Source organism: Collinsella sp. TF07-1 (genome assembly GCF_003437235.1).
Classification (GTDB): domain Bacteria; phylum Actinomycetota; class Coriobacteriia; order Coriobacteriales; family Coriobacteriaceae; genus Collinsella.
Window position 1 is genome coordinate 53,893 of sequence record NZ_QSRV01000011.1, and the last position, 7,665, is coordinate 61,557.

7 protein-coding genes are annotated in these 7,665 nt (G+C 58.7%); 2 read left to right on the forward strand and 5 right to left on the reverse strand.

Annotated elements, in window-relative coordinates; genetic code table 11:
- Window positions 1-64: 64 nt before the first annotated feature.
- The gene (locus DXC67_RS05840) at window positions 65-2,212 is read left to right on the forward strand and encodes a Tex family protein (RefSeq protein ID WP_117637694.1); all 2,148 of its coding nucleotides are present in this window, start codon (window positions 65-67) and stop codon (window positions 2,210-2,212) included.
- A gap of 381 nt (window positions 2,213-2,593) precedes the next feature.
- Here DXC67_RS05840 and DXC67_RS05845 read toward each other — a convergent pair whose 3' ends face one another.
- The 5 genes from DXC67_RS05845 to DXC67_RS05865 form a co-directional block, all read right to left on the reverse strand.
- Window positions 2,594-3,298 (reverse strand): transaldolase, encoded by a 705-nt coding sequence (locus DXC67_RS05845; RefSeq protein WP_233503180.1) that lies wholly within the window; start codon window positions 3,296-3,298, stop codon window positions 2,594-2,596.
- A 324-nt stretch (window positions 3,299-3,622) separates the two neighbouring features.
- Window positions 3,623-5,014 carry a PTS ascorbate transporter subunit IIC gene (locus DXC67_RS05850; protein ID WP_117637696.1) on the reverse strand — a complete coding sequence of 464 codons (1,392 nt, stop codon included), beginning with the start codon at window positions 5,012-5,014 and terminating at the stop codon, window positions 3,623-3,625.
- A 71-nt stretch (window positions 5,015-5,085) separates the two neighbouring features.
- Window positions 5,086-5,361, reverse strand: coding sequence for a PTS sugar transporter subunit IIB (locus tag DXC67_RS05855; RefSeq protein ID WP_022094539.1), 276 nt, complete (start codon window positions 5,359-5,361; stop codon window positions 5,086-5,088).
- A 75-nt stretch (window positions 5,362-5,436) separates the two neighbouring features.
- Complete coding sequence (locus DXC67_RS05860) at window positions 5,437-5,883, reverse strand: PTS sugar transporter subunit IIA (protein ID WP_117637697.1); 447 nt, start codon at window positions 5,881-5,883, stop codon at window positions 5,437-5,439.
- 9 nt (window positions 5,884-5,892) lie between these two features.
- Window positions 5,893-6,603: a transaldolase gene (locus DXC67_RS05865; RefSeq protein ID WP_117564350.1), complete on the reverse strand. Its 711-nt coding sequence runs from the start codon at window positions 6,601-6,603 to the stop codon at window positions 5,893-5,895.
- A 349-nt stretch (window positions 6,604-6,952) separates the two neighbouring features.
- Here DXC67_RS05865 and DXC67_RS10380 point away from each other — a divergent pair.
- Window positions 6,953-7,665 (forward strand): DeoR/GlpR family DNA-binding transcription regulator (locus DXC67_RS10380; RefSeq protein ID WP_158551298.1); only part of this gene is annotated, 713 nt, incomplete at its 3' end.

Consider the following 7,665-nt stretch of genomic DNA (forward strand, 5'->3'; position numbering starts at 1 on the left):
GCGCGGGCGGGTGGTAGACTGGGTGGCTCATGCACCTGTAACGTACTCACAGACAGGAAGTTCCATGGATCTTATCGCCCAGCTCGCCCGCGAGCTCAACCTTAAGGCCGCCAACGTCGAGGCAGCCGTCAAGCTCATCGACGAGGGCAACACCATCCCCTTTATCTCGCGCTACCGCAAGGAAGCAACGGGCGGCATGGACGACGTTGCCCTGCGCGCGCTCGACGAGCGCCTGTCCTACCTGCGCAATCTTGAACAGCGTAAAGAGGACGTCATCCTGCTCATCGACGCCCAGGGCAAACTCACGCCCGAGCTCGAGCAGCAGATTCGCGAGGCCACACAGCTCCAGCGCGTCGAAGACCTCTACAAGCCCTACCGTAAAAAGCGCATGACCCGCGCGCAGAAGGCCCGCGAGGCAGGTCTGGAGCCGCTTGCCAACATGGTCATCATGCAGGCCTCGGCCAAGGGCAGCGCGCTCGACGCCGCCGCGGCATACGTCAACGAGGAGGCCGGCTTCGACACGCCCGAGAAGGCGCTCGCCGGCGCCGCCGACATCGTGGCCGAGACGGTGGCCGAGGACCCCGAGAACGTCGCCGACCTGCGCGCCTTTACGCAAAACACCGCCGACATCGTCGTCGAGGCCACCGACCCCGCCGAGAAGACCCCCTACGAGCCGTACTACAGCTATGATGAGCCGCTGCGTCGCATCCCCAACCACCGTGTGCTGGCTATCGACCGCGGTGAGCGTGAGGGCAAGCTCCGCGTGCGCGTGAACGTCGACGGCGCTGCCGCTACGGCACGCCTCGGCAGCCGCTGGCCCCGTCGCCAGGGCGTGTTTGCTCCCGTCTTTGACGCCGCCATCGCCGATGGCTACAAGCGCCTCATGGCCCCCTCGCTGGAGCGCGAGGCCCGCGCCAAACTCACCGTTCGTGCCCAGACCGAGGCCATCAACGTCTTTGCCAAGAATCTCGAGGGCTTGCTCTCGGCGCGCCCCGTGCGCGGCGCCCGCGTGCTCGCGCTCGATCCGGGCTACCGCACCGGCTGCAAGGTCGCCGTCATGGACGAGACCGGCAAGCTGCTCGACCACGGCGTGGTCTACCCCACCAAGCCGCGCCACGACGTCGCCGGCACCAAGCGCGAGCTCGCCCGCCTCGTCAAGAAGGACGGCGTCAACACCATCGTCATCGGCAACGGCACCGCCAGCCGCGAGACCGAGGAAGTCGTCTCGGAGTTCATTGCCGAGCAGGCGCCCAGCCTTCGCTACACCATCGTCAACGAGGCCGGCGCATCGGTGTACTCCGCCTCCGAGCTCGCCAGCCAGGAATATCCCGACCTGGACGTCACCGTACGTGGCGCCATGAGCCTGGGCCGCCGCCTGCAAGACCCGCTGGCAGAGCTCGTCAAGATTCCGCCCCAGTCCATCGGCGTGGGTCAATACCAGCACGACCTTGACCAGGCCGAACTCTCGCGCACCCTGGGCCACGTGGTGGAGGACGTCGTTAACCGCGTGGGCGTCGACGTGAACACCGCGAGCGCGAGCCTGCTGGGATACGTATCGGGCATCACGCCGAGCGTGGCCAAAAACATCGTGGCTTTCCGCGAGGAAAACGGCGCCTTTACCGATCGCCGCCAGCTCAAGAAGGTCCCCAAGCTGGGACCCAAGGCATATCTCAACGCCGCGGGCTTCCTGCGCATCAGCGGCGGCAAGAACCCGCTCGACGCGACAAGCGTCCACCCCGAAAGCTACGAGGTGGCCACGGCCGTCCTGGAGCGTGCCGGCGTTGCGGCAAGCGAGCTCAGCCGCGGCGGCGTGCCCGACATCGAGCGCCGTCTGGGCAGTATCTCGGCGCTGGCAAGCGACCTGGACTGCGGCACCCTCACGCTCATCGACATTGTCAACGAGCTCAAGAAGCCCGGCCGCGACCCGCGCGACGACGCGCCCGAGGTGGTCTTTAGCCGCTCGGCACTTTCCATCAACGACCTGGAACCCGACATGGAGCTCAAGGGCACGGTGCGCAATGTCGTCGACTTTGGCGCCTTCGTCGACGTGGGCGTGCATCAGGACGGCCTCGTGCACATCTCCAAACTGGCCAACCGCTTCGTCAAGCACCCAAGCGACGTGGTGCACGTCGGCGACACGGTCAAGGTGTGGGTCGAAAAGGTCGATCGCGACCGCAAGAAGATCTCGCTCACCATGGTGCAGGGGAAATAAACCGCCAAAGCAAGGGTACCCCCTGTAGCGACGTGCAAAATCGCGAGTATTCTGCAATTTCCGCCGCTCCGAACGCCCCTCAGAGGCAATATAGTCACAAACAGCCCCCGTTTTAGCGTCGTCAGAGCCAAAACGGGGGCTGTTCCGTGCTTCAACCAGCTGGTAAAAGCCTTTACCTTGCTGAATACTCTCAATTTTGCACGTCGCAGGCGGGGGTACCTTTGCCTACGGCAGGATATGGAAGCCGAGTGCTAACTTGCCGGCAAGCTCGTTTCGGCAGCCCCGGCCTTTCCTTTACCTAGCGCGACCCTCGCGAAGCGCGTGAGCGATAGGGAAAGGAAAGGCCGGGGCGAACAACCCTCGGCGCAGCCAGTGTTCGCGTTACGGCAGGATGTGGAACCCGAGCGAGGCGATATCCTTGGCAAAGCCGCGCACGGTATCGAGCGAGACCTCGTACGGGTCGCGACCGATGTTCTTGCGCTTGGCCAGGATGCTGTTGGGCACCGTGATGATCTGGCAACCGCAGGCTTCTGCCTGGTAAATGTTGATAAGCTCACGCGTGGATGCCCACAGGACCTCGCAGTTAGGCTTGGCGGCTGCCTTCTTGACCGACTCCGTCATAAACGGAATGGGGTCGACGCCGGTGTCGGCGATGCGGCCGGCAAAGAGCGAGATGATGGACGGCGTCTCCGCATCAACAGCCTCGACCATCTCGTCGACCTGCTTAGGCGTAAAGATGGTGGTGACGTTGACCTTGATGCCGTCGGCCGAAAGCTTGTGCACCAGCTCGGCGGTGGACTCGCCCTTGGTGGTCACGCACGGAATCTTGACGTAGACGTTCTCGGCCCAGGCAGCAATCTCGCGGGCCTCGACCTCCATGGTCTCGACGTCGTCGGCAAAGACCTCAAACGACACGGACACATCGGTGATGTGGGCCAGGACCTCCTTGGCAAACGCGCGGTAATCCGTCACGCCGCCCTTCTTCATAAGGGACGGGTTGGTCGTGAAACCCTGAACGTTGCCGCTCTCGTACATGTCGAGCATGCCCTCGAGGTTTGCACCGTCAGCGAACACCTTGATTGCCATCTGCCTGATTCCTTTCGTTAGCATACGGCCGATAAACTGCTAAACACTTTATCTACGTTTATCAAGGCGTGAACTGCGGTTTTTTATCTTCTCGGCGAACGGTTTTGCAGATTTACCATTTTTATATCGACGCCCCAGCGGCAAAACGTTTTTGCCGATCATTGCGTTTGATTCCGTTCACGGAACAGAAGCAGCGCCTCGCCGGCTCATATTCACAATCGCTCCAAAGCAAAAAGCGGTGACGCCTCGATTGAGACGTCACCGCTTCCGTGTAGGAGCCGGTTATCGGAGCTCCGCCCGATTAGGGCTTAACGTATGCCTGGATTACTCTTCCTCAACGTGATTGATCACAGCACCCTTGGTGTGGATGAAGTTGGGGACGAAGGCAACGACCAGAAGGACGGCGAGAATCGCGTAGACACCGGTGGTACCGAAGGCCTCGGCAGCGCGGCCAAGCGTAATACCAATGACGGAGAAATCGAAGTCGCCGAACGTAGTGTTCTTGAAGCCAAAGACGTCAAGAACGGGCAGGAGCAGGGCCGGGGCGAAGGTGATGAGCAGACCGTTGACGAAAGCGCCAAGAGCTGCGCCCTTGCGACCGCCGGTAGCATTGCCGTAGATGCCTGCGGTAGCACCGCAGAAGAAGTGGGGAACCATGCCCGGGATGATGAAGATGCCCAGGGTAACGCCCACGATGAACATACCGACCACGCCACCGATGAAGGATGCGACAAAGCCGAGGATGACGGCGGTGGGAGCATAGGGGAAGAAGACGGCGCAGTCGACGGCGGGGATGGCACCGGGGATCAGCTTGTTGGAGATGCCCTGGAAAGCCGGGACCAGGTCGGCAAGGATCATACGAACGCCGTTATAGACGATGGTGACACCAACGGCAAAGGACAGGGCACAGGTCAGGGCATAGACAATCACGTTGTCGCCGCCAGCGGTCTTGGTAACGACCGCAGGATCTGCGATGTAAGCGGCGAAAGCGGTAACCAGGTAGAAGAAGGCCATGGTAAGAGCCGTGGAGATGGTAGTATCGCGCAGGAAGGCGAACTTCTCGGGAACCTCGATCTTCTCGGTGCTGTTCTCCTCGGCGTCCTTAGCAAAAAGCGTACCGACTGCAGCGGAGATGTAATAGGCGAGTGAACCGAAGTGGCCCATGGCGATTTCATCGCCATCGGTAACCTTCTCGGTGAAACGCTGACCAACGGCGGGAAGCATAGCGCTCACGAGGCCCAGGAACATGCCGCCCACGATGACAAGCTGGACATCTTGGAAGCCAGATGCCTGCAGAACGGCAGACAGCAGGCAGGCCATAAACATGCTGTGATGGCCCGTCAGGAAGATGTACTTAAACTTGGTAAAGCGGGCAATGATAATGTTCACGACATAGCCGAGAATCAGGATCATCATGGTCTGAACGCCGAGGACGCTCTGAGCCATCGAAACGACGACCTCGTTGTTGGGCACGACGCCGGTGATGTGGAAACCGGTCTCGATGAAGGTACCCAGCGGAGCAAGGTTCTCCTGAACAACAGCGGCGCCGGCAGACAGCATGATGTAACCAAGAATGGGCTTCAGGGTGCCCGTCATCACCTTGTGGGCAGGGCGCTTAAGCGCGACAAGGCCCACAAAGGCAAATAGACCCATAATCCACGCTGGCTTGGTCAGAATCGATTGGATAAACTCAAGTATGGGAAGGATGGCTTGCATCTGCGCTTCCTTTCTCTCTAACGTGGGCGCGTTTCCCTCTTCCACAGGGAACCGCCCTTTTTTGTGCCGCTTTAGGCGTTAGCGGCGGCCGCCTTGATTGCCTCGAGGGCGTCTTCGCGGATCTTCTTCTTGTTCACATAGCTGCGAACGATCACAACGTTGCCGTGGAGCTCGGGGGCGAGTTCCTTAACGGTGATGAACAGATCCGGATTTGCGGAAGAAGCACCGTTCAGGTCCATAGACTCAACGTCGGCCTTGATGCCCTCTTCCTCGCAAAGCTCCTCGACTTTGCCAGCGAGCATCAGGCTGGACCCGATGCCGTTTCCGCATACGGTGATGATATGCATGGCAACCTTCCTCTCCTACACGTGACGGTTTTCCGTCTATCCAAAAGCGGCGACGCATCGCCGTGCCATTAAGGCCTAAAAGAATGAACGCATGGTCTCCAAAACCTGCTCGGGCGTATCGCATGCGCTGAGCTTGGCAATGCAGTCCTCGTCCTCAAACATCTGCGAAAGCTCCGCCAAGCAGCCAAGATGAGCCTTGGGGTCGGGTGCGCAAATACCCACGAGCACGTGAACCGGATCGAAATCCTCGTGTCCAAACGCAACGGCTGGGTCAAGCGTGACGATACAGATCCCCGCTTCACTCACATTGCCATCTGCCTGAGCGTGGGGCATGGCGATGCCCTCTTCCAAGACCATATAGGGGCCGAATTTGTGAACCGATGAAATCATGGCGTCAACATAGCTCTGGTCGCATTTGCCAGCGTCTACGAGCAACTTACCGCATGCCCTGATCGCTTCCTCCCAGTCGGAGGCCTCGACGTGGCAGGCAACAAGCTCGGGCTTAAGAAGATCAGTCAGCATGCTCGTCCCCTACTCCTCGGGCAGGATGTGAAAACCAAGCGCCTGAATGTCGCGGGCAAAGCCCTTGACCGTATCAAGCGAGTACTCAAGCAAATCTTTCCCGAAATTCTTGCGTTTGGCAAGAAGGGCATTGGGGACCGTAATGATCTGGCATCCAACGGACTCCGCCTGGAAGATATTGAGGACCTCGCGCGTAGACGCCCAGAGAACCTCGGCAGCAGGCTTAACGGCAGCCTTCTTTACGGACTCCGCCATGAGGGGCAGCGGATCGACGCCGGTATCGGCAATGCGACCGGCAAAGATGGACAGAATAGAGGGGGTCTCAGCAGAAACGGCATCGACAAACTCGTCGACCTGCTCGGGCGTAAAGATAGTGGTGACATTCACCTTGATGCCGTCGGCAGAAAGGCGCTTGACCAGCGCGGCAGTGGACTCGCCCTTGGTGTTGAGCGCCGGGATCTTAACGTAGACGTTGTCTGCCCAGGTTGCGATCTCGCGAGCCTCGGCTTCCATACCCGCCTCGTCGTCGGCGAATACCTCAAAAGAGACCGACACATCAGTAATGTGCTCAAGAACCGTCTTGGCAAAAGCGCGGTAGTCGGTCACGCCGCCGGCCTTCATAAGGGAAGGATTGGTCGTGAAGCCCTGAACGTTGCCATTGTCATGCATGTCAAGCATGCCCTCGAGGTTAGCGCCGTCGGCAAACACCTTGATCGCCATGTTCGGTCCTTTCTCATCTAACACTATTGCTATCGAAAGCCTTCTTCTTTGTTTCAAAAGCTTTTCGGTTTTCTTTTATAAACCATTTCAAAAGCTATCGAAATCTCAATTGTCAGCTTTCCGTGAACGGTCGAATATCGGGCGTGAACGTACTTCTTTTGGGCGGCACCTTCAGAATGAGACTCTTTATAGCCCGTTTACGTGCGAACTATCTGCTACGCATGCATTTATGACATGCCATTCCGTTCTTTTGATTCATTCGAATTTGCCTTGTTCTTTTCATATCGATACGTTATATTTCGATTACGAAAGGCGCATCTTTTTACCTTTTGTTCAAAAGGAGCGGCATATGGCATCTACTTCAGACCTTTCACCGGCCGAGCGTCAGCGATTTATCATGAATTGGCTGGCCGAAAAGCCAAATATCTCGGTATCCGACATCGTTCGCCGTTTTTCGGTTTCGGAAGTCACCGCACGACACGACCTCATCTCGTTGGAATCCGAAGGCAAGCTGCGTCGCGTACGCGGCGGAGCGGTATCGCTTTCTCGCTCCAACGCAATCTCGTATCCCGAGGAGCGCATCAATGTCCAAGTCGAGGCCAAGGAGGCCATCGCCGCAACCGCAGCAACTCTTGTTGATGATGGCGATGTTCTGGTAATTGATATCGGCACCACAGGCTTTTACTTCGCTAAGGCCCTCATGGACAAGCGTGAGATCACCATTATCACCGGCGATCTTGCAATCGCGAACTACGCCAGCTTCAATCTCCCCAATGCTTCGGTAGTGCTGCTGGGCGGCTCCGTGCGCAAGGGCCACCTCTATCTCGCGGGCGCACTAACGCTCGACTGCATGAGCAAACTACATGCCGACAAGGCGTTTGTCAGTGCCGACGGATTCCACCCCGACCACGGTTTTACCGTCGAGCACGACTTCTCGGCCATGATCAAGCATATGTACCTTACCAACTCAAACCAGGGCTACATGATGGTTGACCAGGGAAAGTTCAACAAAACCAGTTTTTATCAGTCCGCGCAGATCGATGACCTCGACGGCATCATCGT

Bases quoted from the DNA above. Each gene is read 5' to 3' on its own strand.
- DXC67_RS05860 (WP_117637697.1), bottom strand. From the start codon at position 5,883: ATGCTGACTGATCTTCTTAAGCCCGAGCTTGTTGCCTGCCACGTCGAG.
- DXC67_RS05840 (WP_117637694.1), top strand. From the start codon at position 65: ATGGATCTTATCGCCCAGCTCGCCCGCGAGCTCAACCTTAAGGCCGCC.
- DXC67_RS05855 (WP_022094539.1), bottom strand. From the start codon at position 5,361: ATGCATATCATCACCGTATGCGGAAACGGCATCGGGTCCAGCCTGATG.
- DXC67_RS05850 (WP_117637696.1), bottom strand. From the start codon at position 5,014: ATGCAAGCCATCCTTCCCATACTTGAGTTTATCCAATCGATTCTGACC.
- DXC67_RS05865 (WP_117564350.1), bottom strand. From the start codon at position 6,603: ATGGCGATCAAGGTGTTTGCCGACGGCGCTAACCTCGAGGGCATGCTT.
- DXC67_RS05845 (WP_233503180.1), bottom strand. From the start codon at position 3,298: ATGGCAATCAAGGTGTTCGCTGACGGTGCAAACCTCGAGGGCATGCTC.